This window comes from Ralstonia sp. Ralssp110, assembly GCF_047325135.1.
In the GTDB taxonomy this organism is placed as follows: Bacteria; Pseudomonadota; Gammaproteobacteria; order Burkholderiales; family Burkholderiaceae; genus Ralstonia; species Ralstonia mojiangensis.
Genome location: NZ_CP168610.1, coordinates 1,930,502 through 1,946,412 on the forward strand (window position 1 = coordinate 1,930,502; position 15,911 = coordinate 1,946,412).

Annotated in this window: 9 protein-coding genes; 2 read left to right on the plus strand and 7 right to left on the minus strand. The window is 64.8% G+C overall.

From position 1 onward, the window contains the following. The first annotated feature begins 80 nt into the window (after positions 1 to 80). Positions 81 to 2,669: a [protein-PII] uridylyltransferase gene (locus ACEN9T_RS17945; RefSeq protein ID WP_092970560.1), complete on the plus strand. Its 2,589-nt coding sequence runs from the start codon at positions 81 to 83 to the stop codon at positions 2,667 to 2,669. 25 nt (positions 2,670 to 2,694) lie between these two features. Beyond that, positions 2,695 to 4,620, plus strand: coding sequence for a pseudouridine synthase (locus ACEN9T_RS17950; protein ID WP_413706665.1), 1,926 nt, complete (start codon positions 2,695 to 2,697; stop codon positions 4,618 to 4,620). Between the two features lie 75 nt (positions 4,621 to 4,695). Here ACEN9T_RS17950 and ACEN9T_RS17955 read toward each other — a convergent pair whose 3' ends face one another. From ACEN9T_RS17955 to ACEN9T_RS17985, 7 genes are all read right to left on the minus strand, one after another. Continuing rightward, on the minus strand, positions 4,696 to 5,817 hold the full coding sequence (locus ACEN9T_RS17955) for a hypothetical protein (protein ID WP_413706666.1): 1,122 nt from the start codon (positions 5,815 to 5,817) through the stop codon (positions 4,696 to 4,698). A 68-nt stretch (positions 5,818 to 5,885) separates the two neighbouring features. After that, positions 5,886 to 6,419, minus strand: coding sequence for a peptide deformylase (gene def, locus ACEN9T_RS17960; RefSeq protein ID WP_024975800.1), 534 nt, complete (start codon positions 6,417 to 6,419; stop codon positions 5,886 to 5,888). After that, positions 6,416 to 8,857 carry an NAD-dependent DNA ligase LigA gene (ligA, locus tag ACEN9T_RS17965; protein ID WP_413706667.1) on the minus strand — a complete coding sequence of 814 codons (2,442 nt, stop codon included), beginning with the start codon at positions 8,855 to 8,857 and terminating at the stop codon, positions 6,416 to 6,418. The genes def and ligA overlap by 4 nt, the downstream gene beginning before the upstream one ends. A 10-nt stretch (positions 8,858 to 8,867) precedes the next feature. Next, positions 8,868 to 10,082, minus strand: a complete 1,215-nt coding sequence (locus tag ACEN9T_RS17970; protein ID WP_413706668.1) for a cell division protein ZipA C-terminal FtsZ-binding domain-containing protein — start codon at positions 10,080 to 10,082, stop codon at positions 8,868 to 8,870. Continuing rightward, positions 10,083 to 13,598 carry a chromosome segregation protein SMC gene (gene smc, locus ACEN9T_RS17975; RefSeq protein WP_413706669.1) on the minus strand — a complete coding sequence of 1,172 codons (3,516 nt, stop codon included), beginning with the start codon at positions 13,596 to 13,598 and terminating at the stop codon, positions 10,083 to 10,085. It abuts the gene before it with no gap. Between the two features lie 251 nt (positions 13,599 to 13,849). Continuing rightward, a complete protein-coding gene (locus tag ACEN9T_RS17980) occupies positions 13,850 to 14,896 on the minus strand; it encodes an alpha/beta fold hydrolase (RefSeq protein ID WP_413706670.1) in 1,047 nt (348 codons plus the stop codon). 37 nt (positions 14,897 to 14,933) lie between these two features. Then, on the minus strand, positions 14,934 to 15,863 hold the full coding sequence (locus tag ACEN9T_RS17985; protein ID WP_413706671.1) for a DMT family transporter: 930 nt from the start codon (positions 15,861 to 15,863) through the stop codon (positions 14,934 to 14,936). Between the last annotated feature and the right edge of the window lie 48 nt (positions 15,864 to 15,911).

Below are 15,911 nucleotides of genomic sequence, written 5' to 3' on the forward strand. Positions count from 1 at the left end.
CGCGCTGATCTCGCCTCGCACCGGCTCAACTCTTGCAGCGACCGGCTCGTTCCGGTCGCTGTTTCATTCACGCTCCACTCATGCCCTCCGCTGCTGCCGCCCCTGCCGAAGAAGCCCATCCGCGCGACGCCCTGAAAGCTGAGCGCGCACACCTGTTCGCGCAGTTCGACCAGCACGCCAACGTTCAGCAACTCGTAACCAAGCTGGCGCGCGCGGTGGACCGTGCGCTGGTTCGGCTCTGGCAGGAAGAGCTGATGCCAGCCGACTGCGCGCTGATTGCAGTGGGCGGCTACGGGCGCGGCGAACTGTTTCCGCATTCCGATGTGGACATCCTCCTGTTGCTGCCGGGCACCGCAGACAAGGCATTGGAGGCCCGCCTAGAGGCCTTCATCGGCCGCTGTTGGGACATGGGGCTGGACATCGGCTCGTCGGTGCGCACGGTCGACGAATGCATCAATGAAGCCGCACAGGACGTCACGGTACGCACGTCGTTGCTGGAAGCGCGCCTGCTGACCGGCGACGAAGGCCTGTACCGCACGTTCGAGACGCACTATCAAGGCCACCTCGACGCGGCAGATTTCTTCCAGTCGAAACTGCTGGAAATGCGCCAGCGGCATGCGAAGTACCAGGACACGCCCTACTCGCTTGAACCGAACTGCAAGGAAAGCCCAGGCGGCCTGCGCGATCTGCAGGTGATTCTGTGGATGACGCGCGCGGCCGGTTTCGGTTCGAGCTGGAATGAGCTGCTTGCCAACGGCCTGCTCACGCGCCGTGAAGCGCAGGAGTTGGCCAGCAATGAACGTCTGCTCAAAACCGTGCGGGCTCGGCTGCACTTACTAGCCGGGCGTCGCCAGGACGTTCTCGTATTCGACCTGCAGACGCAACTGGCCGAGTCGTTCGGCTACCGTCCGACCACCGCAAAGCGCGCCAGCGAACAGCTCATGCGCCGCTATTACTGGGTCGCCAAGGCCGTCACGCAGCTCAATACCGTGGTGCTGCAGAACATCGAAGCGAAGCTGTTCCCGAGCGAGCTGGGTATCACGCGCAAGATCAACGATCGCTTTGTTGAACGGCAAGGCATGCTCGAAATTGCCGATGCCGATCTCTACCAGCGCGAACCGACGGCAATTCTTGAAACGTTCCTGCTGTACGAGCAGACGCGCGGCATCAAGGGATTGGCAGCCAGCACGATGCGCGCGCTGTACAACGCGCGGACGTTGATGGACGCCAAATGGCGCAAGGATCCGGCCAACCGCGCGCTGTTCCTGTCGATCCTGCAGCAGCCGCAGGGCATCACACACGCTCTGCGCCTGATGAACCAGACCAGCGTGCTCGGCCGCTACCTGGTCAACTTCCGCCGCATCGTGGGGCAGATGCAGCACGACCTGTTTCACGTCTACACGGTCGATCAGCACATCCTGATGGTGGTGCGCAATATCCGCCGCTTCGCCATCGTCGAGCACACGCACGAGTTTCCGTTCTGCAGCCAGTTGATGGCGAACTTCGACAAGCCGTGGGTGCTGACCGTGGCAGCGCTCTTCCATGACATTGCGAAGGGACGCGGCGGTGACCATTCCGTGCTCGGCATGTCCGACGCGCGACGCTTCTGCAAGGAACACGGCATCGCCAAGGAAGACGCCGACCTGATCGTCTGGCTCGTCGAACACCATCTGACCATGAGCCAGGTCGCGCAGAAGCAGGACCTGGGCGATCCGGAGGTCATCCGTCATTTCGCCGATCTGGTCGGCACCGAACGTCGATTGACCGCGTTGTATCTGCTGACCGTTGCCGACATCCGCGGCACCAGCCCGAAAGTGTGGAACGCCTGGAAGGGCAAGCTGCTGGAAGACCTGTATCGCATGACGTTGCGCGTGCTCGGTGGTGCCACCACGGACCCGCACGCCGTACTCGAAGGCCGCAAGGAAGAAGCGCGCGCCCTACTGCGTCTGGCCGCACTGGATGACACCGCGCACGAGGCGCTGTGGAAACAGCTCGACGTGGGCGTGTTTCTGCGCCACGACGCGCGCGACATTGCCTGGTTCACGCGGCATTTCTACAACCGCGTCGACACCACGATCCCCATCGTGCGTGCGCGCATTTCACCGGCAGGCGTCGGCCTGCAGGTCGCGGTCTACTCGCCGGATCGGCCCGATCTTTTCGCACGCATCTGCGGCTACTTCGAGCGCAAGAGCCTGACGATTCTGGACGCCAAGATCCACACCACCAAACACGGCTACGCGCTCGACACCTTCCAGGTGGCCGACCCCAGCAGCGGCCTGGTGGAACCCGGCCATTACCGCGACATCATCACGCTGGTCGAACACGAACTGGCCGAGCAGATCTCGCGCGAAACCGCCCTGCCCGAGCCGCCGCGTGGGCGCATCTCGCGGCAGTCGCGCAGCTTCCCGATCAAGCCCCGTGTCGACCTGCGTGCTGACGAGCGCGGCCAGTATTACCTGCTCTCCATTTCTGCGACAGACCGCACCGGTCTGCTCTACGCGATTGCCCGCGTGCTCGCACACCGTCGCGTGTCGGTGCACACCGCGCGCATCAACACGCTCGGCGAGCGCGTGGAAGACATCTTCCTGGTCGACGGCACTCGCCTGACCCAGGACAACAAACTGCAGCTCGAGCTTGAAAGCGAGTTGCTTGATGCGCTCGCCATCTGAGCGCCAGCCTTACCGGTCTAGATTCATGACTACCGATTCCGATGATTTTCCCGGCGACGACGACAAGCGCGGCGCCAGCGACCCGACTCAGCGCGCCACCCGCCCGGGCAAGCGTGCCACGCTCGGCGTGCGCCGCGACGACGAAGGCAATGCCGTACGTTCCACCGGCAAACCACTGCGCTCGTCTGACCTGAACCGCGAGCGCCAGCCCCTGCGCCCGTCGCAGCGCCGCCCCAAGCCGGAAGAAGGTGCCGGTAAGCCGCCGCGCCCCGCACGTCCTCCGCGACGCGACGACGATGGCCAGACGCGCGACGCCAAGCCGCGCCGCACGCAAGGCGATCGCCCACCGCGACGCTTTGATGACGAGCGGCCGCCTCGCCGATTCAGCGACGAGCAACGGCCGCCCCGTCGCTCTGACGATGAGCGTCCGCCGCGACGCTTCGAAGATCGGCCGCCTCGCCGATTCGACGACGAACGTCCCCCGCGTCGATTCGACAACGACCGCCCTCCGCGGCGCTTTGACGATGAGCAACGCCCGCCGCGCCGGTTCAATGACGATCAGCGCCCGCCCCGTCGTTTCGATGACGAACGCCCGCGCCGCTACGGCGACGATCAACGCGCACCGCGCCGTGAGGGCGATCAACGTCCTCCGCGACGTTTTGACGATGAGCGTCCGCCGCGCCGATACGGTGACGACCAACGCCCGCCACGCCGTTTCGATGACGAGCGTCCGCGACGCTATGGCGACGATCAACGCGCACCGCGCCGTGAGGGCGATCAACGTCCTCCGCGACGTTTTGACGATGAGCAACGGCCGCCCCGCCGTTTCGATGACGAACGCCCGCGACGCTATGGCGACGATCAACGCGCGCCCCGTCGTGATGGCGACCAACGTCCTCCGCGTCGCTTTGACGATGAGCGTCCGCCGCGCCGGTACGGTGACGACCAACGCCCGCCACGCCGATTCGACGATGAGCAACGGCCGCCGCGGCGCTATGGCGACGATCAACGCGCACCGCGTCGTGATGGTGACCAACGCCCGCCGCGTCGTTTTGATAACGATCGTCCGCCGCGCCGCTTTGAAGATCGTCCGGCCCGTCCGCAACGGCCCGAGCGCGAGGAACGCGCTCCGCGTCATGCCGAGGAGCAGGCACCACGCCAGGCGCAGCAAAGCGAATCGAGCGGCTTGGTGCGTCTGTCCAAGCGCATGTCCGAACTGGGTCTATGCTCGCGCCGCGAGGCCGATGAATGGATTCCGCGCGGCTGGGTGCTCGTGGACGGCGAGCCGGTCACTGAGCTTGGATCGCGCGTCAAACCGGATGCGATCATCGAGATCCATCAGTCGGCGCGATCCGAGCAAGGCGAGCGCGTGACCGTGCTGATGCATAAGCCGGTCGGTTACGTGTCGGGCCAGGCAGAAGACGGCTATCAGCCGGCCGTTTCGCTGTTCGTGCCGGAAAACCAGTGGGAAGGCGACCCCACGCGCAAGCGCTTCGCGCCTTGGCAGCGCCGGGCGTTGGCGCCAGCCGGCCGACTGGATATCGACTCCACAGGCTTGCTGGTGTTGACGCAGGACGGCCGCGTGGCGCGCCACCTGATCGGCGAGGATTCGACGGTCGAGAAGGAATACCTGGTGCGCGTGGTATGGGATTCGCCCAACGGGTTGGTCGAGCGCGACATCTCCAAGGTCTTCCCGGAAGAGCTGATGGAGAAGCTGCGCTTTGGCCTGTCGCTCGACGGCGAAGAACTCAAGCCCGCGAAGGTGAGCTGGCAGAACGAAGAGCAGTTGCGCTTCGTGCTGCGCGAAGGCAAGAAACGCCAGATCCGCCGCATGTGCGAACAGGTGGGACTGGAGGTGGTAGGCCTCAAGCGCATCCGCATGGGCAGCATCGTGCTGGGCGACCTGCCGGTCGGCCAGTGGCGCTTCCTTGGGCCGTTCGAGAAGTTCTGAGACGGCTCTGCCTAAAGAAAAAAACCGGTCAACGCATTGCGCGCTGACCGGTTTTTTTTAACCCTGCCGCCTAGATTAAAGACGCGGAGCCTGGCAGGCTGCCCCGGTGGTGTTGGCCGATGCGGGCATGCCAAACACCGCTTGCGCGCCGCAGCGCGAGCCGAACATCTTCGCTTGATCGTGACCAACGCCGACCACTTCGTGTGCTTGGTGATTGACGCGCTTGCGCCCCGCCATGTGGTGCTCGTAGCGCCAGTAATTGCGTGCGCGGTCGAGGCGCGTCGGGCCTTCGGCCTCGGCGCCGCAGAGCTTGTCGAGTACGCGGTGGTTCGGGTCGTTGTCGCTCGTGCCGGCCAGGTAGGTCACGTGGCGCTGCGCATATCGGTTGAACAACTGCCGGCCGGTCTTGCCTGCGGCATACGGGACCATATCGACCATGCCGTACTTGTAGTGGTCATAGTCCGGGCAGACGCTGGTGCTGTAGCGTGCAAAGCCCTTGCCGCGCGGACGCTCCGGCGTGAAATACAGATACGACGACGGATTGGCGACCACATAGCGCAGGTCGATGCCGCGCTTGCGGATAGCCTCGTCCACGTTGTTGAGGACGGCGTAGCGTTGCACAATCTGGCCGCCGCCCGAATGGCCTGCCACCGTGACGCGCTTGACGTTGGGCGCACGCGCCGGGTCCGTCACGTAGCCGATCAGGTCATCGAGTACCTTGAGCGAACTCAGGTCCGTGTACGGCGCATTGGTGGCGTTGAAGCCGCCGATCCAGCCATCCACCGACCAAACCGGCATGCCGTCGAAACCTTTACCCTCATCGGGCGTACCGGGAAAGTTCGGAGCAATCAGCAGGACCTCGTCGGGATTGCGGCCGCTGGTCTGGAGCAGATCTGCGCCAGCGGTGTAGTAATCGTTTCCGTTGCGCTGCAGGCCGTGCTGCACGAATACGACTTCGCGGATGCTGCTCAGATCACCATCGAGCGGATGGTTGGCGTAGACCGGGAAGTCGTAGGCCACGGCATCCGCGCCCAGATGCACGCGTTGCCAGACCGGACCCTGCGGCTTCTGGGCAGCCGGTGCGGCCGCCGTGGTTTCGGGAGCCTGCGGCCCCGCGCAGGCAGCCAACCCAAGCATCGCCGTCATGGCGACCCCAAGCGCCAGCCGGCGCCAGCCCCTCAAACCATCGCGCTTCATATCGTCTCCGTGGTGGATGAAACACGCGCCCACCCGCCCCCGCAGGTGCGACGCTCCCGCAGTCTCGATCAGTCGTCGTGATTGGCGGGCAATTCCGGGAACAGCACTTCGGTAAAGCCGAAGCGGGTGAAATCCTTCACGCGCATCGGATACAGCACGCCCTGCAGGTGGTCGCATTCGTGCTGCACGACACGGGCGTGGAAGCCCTCGGCTATGCGGTCGATGGCGTGACCGTGCTGGTCGAAGCCGGTGTAGCGCAGGCGCGTGTGGCGCGGCACAACGCCACGCAGGCCCGGCACCGAGAGGCAGCCCTCCCAACCGTCTTCCATCTCGTCCGACAGCGGCTCGATGGTGGGGTTGATCAATACCGTCTTGGGCACGGCCGGCGCATCCGGATACCGGTCGTTGCGGTCGAACCCGAAGATCACCACTTGCAGATCTACACCGATCTGCGGCGCCGCCAGGCCGGCACCGCGTGCCGCATCCATGGTGTCGAACATGTCTTCGATCAGGGCGGTCAGCTCGGGCGTGTGAAAACGCTCGACCGGCTTGGCCACACGCAGCAGCCGGCTGTCGCCCATTTTGAGGATGTTTCGGATCATGCCTGGTCTCCCGCCGGTTTTTTTAACAGCGCGAGCATACCCGCTTCGTCCAGAACCTTCACGTTCAATTCTTCGGCTTTGGCGAGCTTGCTGCCGGCTTCTTCTCCGGCGATAACGTAGTCGGTTTTCTTCGACACCGAACCGGATACCTTGGCGCCTGCCGCTTCCAGCATGGCCTTGGCTTCGTCGCGCGTGAGGTTGGGCAATGTGCCGGTCAACACAACCGTCTTGCCGGCCAGCACGCCTTCTTCGGCGGCTTCAGCCGGCATGGCGGCAAGCAGTTCGTCGCGCAGCGCGTCAAGCTGCTCCAATTGCGCGCGATGGTCGTGCGAGCCCAGCCATTCGAGCAGCGATGCAGACACATCCGCCGGCAGCCCGGCCAACTGGTCGGACTCCACGCTGGCCAACCGGGCAAGCGTGGGCGCTGCCACCGCCAATTGCTTGGCACGCGTGGCTGTCAGCTTGGGCACGCCAAGCGTGCTGTACAGCTCGGCGGGCTCCAGCTTCTCGCGCAGCTTCGCGTTTGGCGCATGCTCGCCTTGCGGGGCGACGCCGGCTTCCAACAGCGCATCCAGCGCCTGCTGATTCTTCGGTTCGGCAAAGAAATCGGCAATGGCTTCAGCGACCGTGGCACCCACGTCAGGCAGCGCCAGCAGCAACGGTGCCGGCGCCCGCCGGATGATGGCCAGACTGCCGAGCCAGTCCGCGAGCGTCTTGGCGGTCGATTCGCCCACGTGGCGAATGCCCAGCGCAAACAGGAAGCGCGCCAGCGGCGGCGTCTTGCTGGCCTGGATGCCTTCCAGGAGATTCTCAGCCCACTTGGTGGCGATCTTGCCAGCGGCGACGGTTTCCGGTGTCGCGCCATCGCGCTCATCGGCGCGGCGCTTCATCTCCAGGAAATCTTCGAGCTTGAGCTTGTACAGGTCGGCGATGCCGTGTACGTAGTCCAGCTCGACCAGGTTGTCGATGTAACGCTCGCCCAGGCCTTCGATATCCATCATGCGGCGGCCGGCAAAGTGGCGGATCGCCTCTTTACGCTGTGCCGAGCAAAACAGCCCGCCTGAGCAGCGGGCCACCGCCTCGCCCTCTTCGCGCACAACGTGCGAACCGCACACCGGGCACGTCTTCGGCAGTTCGAACGGCGGATACTTCGGCTGTTGCTGCGGATTGAACAAGTCGCTGCCGGGCACGTCGTCCATCGGGCGGCGATCGAGCACCACGCCTACCACCTCAGGGATCACGTCACCCGCGCGGCGCACGATGACGGTGTCGCCAACGCGCACATCCTTGCGGCGCACCTCATCTTCGTTGTGCAGCGTCGCATTGGTGACCGTCACGCCGCCAACGAACACCGGCACCAGCCGCGCCACCGGCGTAATGGCGCCCGTGCGGCCGACCTGCACGCCAATCGATTCGACAGTGGTCAGCGCTTCCTGCGCCGGATATTTGTGTGCAACCGCCCAGCGCGGCTCACGCGTGCGAAAGCCGAGTTCCCGCTGCAATGCGAGCGAATTGACCTTGTAGACCACGCCGTCGATGTCGAACGGCAAGCTGTCGCGCTTGGCGCCGATGGCCTCATGAAATTCGACCAGCCCGTCTCCGCCCTTCACCGCAGCGCGTTCGGTGCTGACCGGAAAACCAAATGCCTGCAGCGCGTCGAGCATGCCGGAATGCGTCTCGGGCATGCCCTTCCAGCCGACCACCTCGCCCAGGCCATAGGCGAAGAACGACAGCGGGCGCTCTGCAGCCATCTTCGGATCGAGCTGGCGGACGGCACCGGCCGCGGTATTGCGCGGATTGACGAACGTCTTGTCGCCGCGCTCGCGCTGGCGGGCATTGAGCTTTTCGAAGTCGTCGCGGCGCATGTAGACCTCGCCGCGCACTTCCAGCACGTCGGGCACATGGCGGCCAACCGGCGACAGCCCCAGTGGAATCTGCCGGATTGTGCGGATGTTCTGCGTGACGTCTTCGCCTGTGGTGCCGTCGCCGCGTGTGGCGGCCTGCACGAGATAACCGCGCTCATAGCGCAGGTTGATCGCCAGGCCATCGAACTTCAGCTCGGCGGCATATTCGACTGGCGGATCGGTGTCATCAAGGCCCAGCTCGCGGCGTACGCTCGCGTCGAACGCACGCGCGCCGTTGGCGGTGGTGTCGGTCTCGGTGCGGATCGACAGCATGGGAATGACATGCCTGACCGCTGCAAATTCGGGTAGGACCGCCCCACCGACCCGCCGCGTGGGAGAGTCCGGTGTCTTCAGCTCGGGATGTTCGGCTTCCAGCGCTTCCAGCTCGCGATAGAGCCGGTCATATTCAGCGTCAGGCACGCTGGGCTGGTCGAGCACGTAATACTCATGGGCGTAGCGGTTCAGCTCGGCGCGCAGCCAAGCTGCCCGCGCCTCGGGTGTGGCACCGGACGCGGGTTCTGCAGTCTTGCTCATCGTGCGTGGGTCAGTGGCTGAACAAGCGCACCGCGGTGCTGGAACCGGCGGGGATGCCGCGCGATTCAAGCTTGTCGTACAGCACGCGCAGATGCTTTTGGATGGCGACGAACGATTGCTCCGTCAGCGGACGCAGGTTGTCATCCACCACCTGCGCACCCATGCGCTGCGACAGCGTGTAGGCGTATTCGCACACCAGCTTGAACGGCTTGCTTGCCTCCTCCGCCACGGGCACATCGAGCAGCAGCGTGATCTGGCGGCCGGCTTTGACAGTCAGGTCATCGCGCAGGAAATTGGTGTCGCCAAACTGCAGTGTGAACAGTGCGCGCTGCACACCGTCAGCACCCGCATGGAAGCGCGTGAACCGCGTGCCGTCGCGCGAAAGCACCAGCCCGTCTTGCGTAGCCACCGTCTGCACATACGCTGCCGACCACGGCGCCCCGTCGGAGATCACGCTCACGCCCAGTTGCACATCGCACTCGGCGGCAAACGCGTCGAGTTCGCGCGCGTTGGAAATCGTCTCGTTCATGTCCGGCAGTTCCGGCACGGCATCGGCCGCATCCGACAGCGGATCGATCGCGTTGATGAATTCCGAGAACTCCAGCGCATTCAGCGGGCCCGTGCGGTTGGCCAGTTGCACGGCCACTTGCACGTCAAGGTAGCGCTGACCGGCGCGGATGGCTTCCCACGCATTGGCGGCGGGGTTCAAACCTTCCACGTGGATCTGCTTGGTTCCCGCGCGTCGCAGCTTGGTCAGCGCCGGCAGCAGCCGGTCGCCCGACACTTCGCGTTCCGGATGCAGCGGCACGATGCAATCGATCAGCGGATCGATCACGCCGTTTGCAGGCTCCAGCGAACCCGGGGCAGGTTCGGCAATCTCTTCCGTCTCGGCGGCTTCGAGCGCAGCCTCGTCGCCCGAGGGCGTGAGTTCAGCGCCGATCACGCCGGCTTCGGTTTCGGCGCTGCCCGTGGCGGGAGTGTGCGCCTTCGCCGAGAAACCGGGCTCAAGACGCGGTTCAACGCGGTTGGCGTCATCGCGCTCGCCACCCAGGGCGGGTTCGGCGCGCTCGGTCCAACCCTCGCCGCGCGGGATCTCGTCGACGGGTGGGTTGTACGCTTCGGGGCGGCGGGCCTTGCGGATCTGCCACTGGTTGTACACAACGATCACCAGCACAAACACCACGCCGGCGCCCAGCAGGGCCATCACCAGGTTGTTGTCCTGCATTTATGCTGCCTCCGCCATGGTCAGCGCGGCATCCATATCTACCGCCACGATCCGGGACACACCTTGTTCCTGCATGGTCACACCGATGAGCTGTTGCGCCATTTCCATCGCAATCTTGTTGTGAGAAATAAAAACGAATTGGGTCTTGTCGGACATGCGCTTGACCATATTGGCGTAGCGCTCAGTGTTGGCGTCGTCCAGCGGCGCGTCCACCTCGTCCAGCAAGCAGAACGGGGCCGGGTTCAACTGGAACATCGCAAACACCAGCGCAATGGCGGTCAGCGCTTTCTCGCCGCCCGACAGCAGGTGAATCGTCGAGTTCTTCTTGCCCGGCGGCTGCGCCATCACCTGCACGCCTGCGTCGAGAATCTCTTCGCCGGTCATCATCAGCTTGGCCTGGCCGCCACCGAACAGCGTCGGGAACAGCTCGCCAAAGTGATAGTTGACCTGGTCGAACGTGCCTTGCAGCAACGCACGCGTTTCCTGGTCGATCTTGCGGATGGCGTCTTCCAGCGTGGTGATGGCGTCGGTCAAATCGGCCGATTGGGCATCCAGGAAGCCCTTGCGCTCGCGCGCCGCTGCCAGTTCGTCGAGCGCGGCCATGTTGACCGGGCCCAGCGCGTTGATGGCGTTGTTGATGCGCGTGACTTCACCTTGCAGGTACGAAGGCTTCAGATCGCCTGTCAGGCGTTCAGCCAGCGCGGCTTCGTCCACATTGGCAGCGGTGAGCTGCTCGGTGAACTGCTCCTGGTTCAGGCGCGCAGCCTGCTCCTTCAACTGCAGTTCGGTAATGCGATCGCGCAGCGGTTGCTGGGCGCGCTCGGCAGTCAGGCGTTGCTCGTCATGCGTGCGCAGTTGCGCGGTCAGCGCATCCAGTTCCATGCGTGCCAGCGCGAGCTTCTCTTCCTTCTCGGCGCGGCGCTCCAGCGCTTCCTGCAAACCGGTGTGAGCGGTCTGCTCGTTGATGGTCTCCAGCTCGGCGCGTGCGTTCTCCAGCGTCAGCACGATCTGCTGCGCCTGATCGCTCGCCACCTGGATGTTGCGCTTCAGTTCTGCAATGCGGTTCTGCAGATTGCGCTCGGCAAAGTGCGCTTCCTGTGCGCCGCGCTCCTGGTCGCGCAACGCGTTGCGCGCATCGCTCAAGCGAACTTCGAGCGCCTCGAACGCCTGCTGGCTGTCTTCAAAGCGCGCCTGCATGTCGGCGAGTGCCGCATCGTGCTGCTCGAACGTCGCTTCGGATTCTGCGCGGATGGCACGCTGCTCTTCGATCTGCGCGCGAATCTCGTCCAACTCGCTGTCGATCTGGCCACTGCGCGCGTTGTAGCGCTCCATCGCCTGCGACAGCTTGAGCACATCCATCTGCAGCACATGCACGCGACGTGTGGCCTGCTCGGCGCGGGCCCGCACCTGCGTGAGGTTCTGGCTCGCTTGGCTGTAGGCCGCTTCGGCACGCACGGCACCGCTCTTGGCTTCGTCGGCCAACAGCATCTGCGCACGCACCTGCTTGTGCAGGTTCTCGATTTCCTGGGCGCGTGCCAGCATGCCGGCCTGTTCGGAATCGGGCGCGTACAACTGCACCGATGACCGGCCAATCAAGTGCCCTGCCTTGATGACAAACGTGCCGCCTTCCGGCAGCGTCTGGCGCGCAGCAAGCGCAGCCTGCATGTCGTCGGCGACATAGACGTCGGCCAGCCAGTCTTGCAGCACGGCGGGAATGCCTGGCTCCGTCACTTGCACCAGCGACATCAGCGGACGCAAACCCGCCGGCGCCTCCACCGGAAGCGCTGCCGGCGGTGGCGCATAGAAGGCCAGCTTGGCCGGCGGCGCGTCGGCCGCAAACGCCTTGATCCAATCCAGGTTGGACACTTCGAGCGCGCCGAGCTTTTCACGCAGCACGGCTTCGAGTGCCGGCTCCCAGCCCTGCTCGATCTGCAGCTTCTTCCAGAAGCGCGGCAGCTCGCTCAGTTCATGCTTGGCAAGCCACGGCTGGACTTTGCCGTCGGTTTGCACGTTCTCCTGCAACTGCTTGAGCGCGGCAAGGCGGGCTTCCAGGCTGGCGATGGCGGCGGCTTCCGATTGCACGCGGTCTTGCGCGGCGCGGCGTGCCTCGTCGAGCAGCGGCACCTCTGTTTCGGTGTCTTCCAGCGCGGCTTGCGCTTCAGCCAGTACCTCTTCCTGCTCAGCCAGTTCGGCACGCAGCGTTTCGAGCTGCACGTCGTCCGGCTTGTCGAGACCGGATGACTCCTGCGTCAGACGTTCCCGGCGCTGCTCAAGCTGCAGCAGGGCTTGGTCGGCATTGCGCTGGTGCGCGGCTTCAAGTTTGAGCGCCTGCTCCGATTGAAGGATCGCAGCGCGCTGATCGTTCAGCGTGGTCTGTGCGTCGCGCCATTGCGCTTCCATGGCTGGGAGTTCGTCGGCTTTGCGCGCAACGTCCTCAGCGGCCTGCGCGGCGCGCTCCTCGGCCATGGCCAGCTCCTCCTCGGCCGCCGCAAGGTCTTCCTGCGCCTGCTCGCCCTGCGTATGCCACTGCTCTTGCTGCGCGGTCAGCGTGGCGATCTGCTGCTGGATGCGATTGCGCGATTCCACCACGTAGCGGATCTCGGCTTCCAGGCGACTGACTTCGGAGTTGGCTTCGTAGAGCGCGCCCTGCGCGGCGTGCATCGCATCGGACGAGGCGTAATGCGCAACGCGCATCGTTTCGAGTTCGGCCTCGATGTGGCGCAACTGCGCGGTCTGCGCTTCCAGGTCGATCTGCGCCTGCTCAATGGCACGCTGATGGCGTTCCTGCTCGCCCTGCGCTTCTCGCTTGCGCAGCAGCCACAGCAGGTGCTGCTTCTCTTCGCCGTCGGCCTGCAGCGCCTGGAAGCGTTGCGCAACTTCAGCCTGGCCCTCGAGCTTTTCGAGGTTGGAGCCGAGTTCGCGCAGGATGTCTTCCACGCGTGTGAGGTTTTCGCGCGTGTCGGAGAGGCGGTTTTCGGTTTCGCGGCGGCGTTCCTTGTACTTCGACACGCCCGCGGCTTCTTCCAGGAAGATGCGCATGTCATCGGGCTTGGCCTCGATGATGCGCGAGATCATCCCCTGCCCGATGATGGCGTAGGCGCGCGGCCCAAGGCCCGTGCCGAGGAAGATGTCCTGGATGTCGCGGCGGCGCACCGCCTGGTTGTTGATGAAGTACGAGGAGGTGCCATCGCGGCTCAGCACGCGCTTGACCGCCACCTCGGCGTATTGGCTCCACTGGCCGGCGGCGCGGCCTTCCGCGTTGTCAAAGACGAGTTCGACACTGGCCCGGCCAGCCGGCTTGCGCTGGGTCGAGCCGTTGAAGATGACGTCCTGCATCGATTCGCCACGGAGTTCCGCGGCGCGTGATTCGCCGAGCACCCAGCGCACGGCGTCGATGATGTTGGATTTACCGCAACCGTTCGGACCGACGATGCCGACAAGCTGGCCCGGAACATGAAAATTGGTCGGATCGACGAAAGACTTGAAGCCTGCGAGCTTGATCGAAGAGAGGCGCACGTTGTGTTCGTCTCGAAGGGATCAGAAAAGGGGGATAAAGCGGGCGCCCCAGGAACGCGCCTTTGTCATCACACCAACGCCGTGCGGCGCGGAGTGACAAGGCACGCCCCAGGGGCGCGGATGGCGCCATCATACCATTCGCACCCCGCCCTCCCGCCAATCAAATCGCTACAAAAATGGACGAAATTTGCGGCGCTAGAGAGCAAATTGCTGCAGTTTTGTAAGCAGTTTCGCCTTCATGGCAAATCACGTCAGTCCGGACGGCGCGTGCGCGAACGTTCCGGCGTGGCGAGCCAGTCGAGCAGCGCATTGTGCAGCGCATCAGGATCCTGGATTTGTGGCGCATGGCCTGCATCGGGCAATTCCACCAGCGTGGCGCGCGGAATGGCTTTTACCGCGGCCCGACCGAGTTCCGGGTAACGACCAAGCTGTGCACGCGCTTCCGGCGGGGCAGCATCCTTGCCAATGGCGGTGGTGTCTTTCTGGCCGATGAGCAGCAGCGTCGGCGGGCGCAACTGGCCGAACTCATAGACGACGGGCTGCGTGTAGATCATGTCGTACAGCAGCGCGGAATTCCACGCCACCAGATCGCGCCCCGGGCCGCGGTACATGCCGGCCAGCATCTGGACCCACGGTTCGTATTGCGCGCGCCATTGCCCGGCGTAGTACGTGGACTGCTCATAGGCGCGTATCCGCTCGGCGGTGGTCTGCTTCTCTCGCGCGAACCACTGGTCGACGCTCAGGGACGGTACGCCCTTGGCCTTCCAGTCTTCCAGGCCGATCGGGTTGATCATCACCAGCCGGGACACCGCGCTCGGATACATCAAGGCGTAGCGCGTCGCCAGCATGCCGCCTGTCGAATGGCCAATCATGATGGCCTGCTCGATCCCAAGCGAGGCGAGCAGCGCATGCGTATTGCTGGCCAGTTGCTGGAACGTGTACTGATACGCGCGCGGCTTGCTCGATTTGCAGAAACCGATCTGATCGGGGGCGATCACGCGGTAGCCGGCACCCGTCAGCGCGGCGATCGTGCCTTCCCAGGTGGCGGCGCAGAAATTCTTGCCATGCAGCAGCACCGCCACCTGACCGTTCGGCTGCTTCGGCGCGACGTCCAGGTACGCCATCTCCAGCGCGTTGCCCTGCGACTCGAACTTGAAGAGCTTGACCGGAGCCGGGTAATCGAAGCCTTCCAGGCGCGGACCATACGCGGGGCCGGTCTCTGCAGGGGCGGCGTGCGCGGCCGCAGCGGCCGTCGACAGTGCAAACGTCAGCGCGATTGAAATCGAACGAAGCAACATCGGCAACTCCTTGGTTGGTTTGCGAAACGCCGGCAGCCTACTTGCGCCGCGACAGCCCGGACAGCGCCCCGGCCAGGATGATGCAGGCGCCGCCCATCATCTCCTGGGCGGACAGACGCTCAGCCGTCAGCAGCGCCGACGACACGGCCGCGACCACGATTTCGAACAGCATCAGCAGCGCCGCACGATTGGCCGGCAAGCGTTGCAGGCCGCGCTGCACCATCGCATTGCCGCCGACCAGCACGCAGGCCATGCCCGCGAGCAGCAGCCACGTGCTGCCCTGTGAAAAAGCCGCCGGCACCGTGCGCACGCCATCGAGCAGCAGCGCAGCCGGAAAACCCACCAGCGCGCAACCTGTGAAGACAACCACGGTGCGCATTTCCGGGCGCATGGTCGGATGACGCTGCCCCGCCAAGCGGGACAGCACGTTGTTGCACGCAAAAGCGAGCCCAGCAACCAGCCCCGCCCATTCCGCCGCTGAACCCGGCCACGGCGTGCCGGCCTCGCCCGACCACAGCATCATCATCGCGCCCGACAGCGCCAGCGCGAGCAGCACACCGCCACGCCAGCCCAGCCGCTCGTGCAGCCACAGGCGCGCCAGCAGGGCCGTCCATACCGGGGTCAGATAGAACAGGAGCAGCACCCGCATGACCGTGCCGTGCACCGTGCCCCAGACGAAACCCGCGTTGGTGATACCCGCCGCGATCCCGAGCGCCGGAATCAGCCACGACCACTGGAACGTTGAAAAGTGACGACGCAGCACCACCGCGGCCAGCACGGCCGCAGCCGCACCCGTCATTGACGACGCCAGCATGCTGCCAAGACCCCAGCCGGCCAGCAGGCGATACGGATACCAGGAAATGCCCCAGACCGACGCGCCCACAAGGATGAAGAGTGCCGCCGCCCATTGCGGCTCGTGATGGCTGGCGCTATCCGCTGCGGGCGCCGAAGAAGCAATCGTTGTCATGTGACCAATAAAAAAACGGCGGAAATCCGCCGCTTCCTGCAATGTCCG